This window comes from Xenorhabdus japonica (assembly GCF_900115195.1).
Classification (GTDB): Bacteria; Pseudomonadota; Gammaproteobacteria; order Enterobacterales; family Enterobacteriaceae; genus Xenorhabdus; species Xenorhabdus japonica.
On sequence record NZ_FOVO01000087.1, the window covers coordinates 1 to 1,286 of the forward strand.

Below are 1,286 nucleotides of genomic sequence, written 5' to 3' on the forward strand. Positions count from 1 at the left end.
TAGGGCAAACGGGTCTAATTTATACAGATGAAAATCCCACTGTCAGGATTTTCATCATATAGCCATTATCCCAGCCAGCCTTCTGGCGCTTAGTCTTCACGCCTATTTTAACTGACTTCTCATTTTTCAGTAAGTTAAGTGCTATTTTATTCATTAATGCCACATTTTCGGCCGCATGACCGCTTCTCAGACGCCGGCTATCCTCACCAAAACTCACATCCAATTGCCAGTGCAGTTTATTTTCAATATGCCAATGGCTGCGTATGGCACACGCAAGGAATTCTGCCGAGGCACCACGATGGCTGGTAATATAGTAGCGCCTTTCATAACTCTCTGTTTTACCTTGCTCTTCCCGCCATGACTCCACAACCGCGATACCCCCCAACGTGTGCCACTGAGGATGACGTTTCTGCAGCCAATTCACGTCGTTAATTAACCACAACTGGCGCTGTTCTATACGACCATGATCGCCATCCGTACTTCGGTAAGTGCCATGGATAACGCCCGTAAAATCCTTTGCCAATTGGTTGTCCAAAAAGAGCTTAATATCGTCGTAAAACTCACCCTGATTTCCTTTCAAAGCCAAAACATAATCTGCCTTGTCCGTGACAATCTGGTTAGCGATTGTGTGTTGGCAGCCCATGGCATCAATGGTGATAGTGGACCCTGCAATATCCAGCAAGGCCAGAAGCTTAGGGATCGCCGTAATTTCGTTTGATTTATCCGATACTTTCATCTGGCCAAAACAAAGTTGATTCGCCACCGCCCAAGCACTGACTAAATGGATAGCCGGAGAGCCGTTGGCTTTGTCGAGTGTGCCTCTCATTGTTTTGCCATCCAATGCAATAATGTCGGTGGAGATTTTGGCTAACTTATTCACCCATGCGATAAAAGCCTCCCCGAATTCTTGGGGATTCAGCCGGTTTATCACATCGTTAAAGGTATCATGGCTGGGGATCCCATTGGGGAGTTCCAGAAATTGTCTGAACCAGTCCTCCTTGGATTTTCCGTATTCTTCAATCGCATTGAAACTCTCACAACCGCAGATAACCGCACAAATCGAGATGGTGAGAATGTCGATCAACAAATGCTGTTTCGTACGATTAAGCCGGGGATCAGTGAGGTGTCCAAAGGTATTGCTGAGGGTGGTTGCTTTCATGACGGTTTCTACGGTTATCATTGACAGAAAACGGATTGTAAATCACAAACGATCATCAATGTTCCTACCTTTATGTACTGAAGGCACATCACTGAACTAACTGTTCAATTTAGACCCGTTTGCCCTA

At 45.6% G+C, this 1,286-nt stretch carries 1 protein-coding gene; it reads right to left on the minus strand.

Translation table 11 applies throughout. The features are described 5' to 3' along the window. Window positions 1–19 precede the first annotated feature (19 nt). Window positions 20–1,159, minus strand: a complete 1,140-nt coding sequence (locus BM135_RS16405) for an ISAs1 family transposase (protein WP_245737452.1) — start codon at window positions 1,157–1,159, stop codon at window positions 20–22. Window positions 1,160–1,286: the final 127 nt, after the last annotated feature.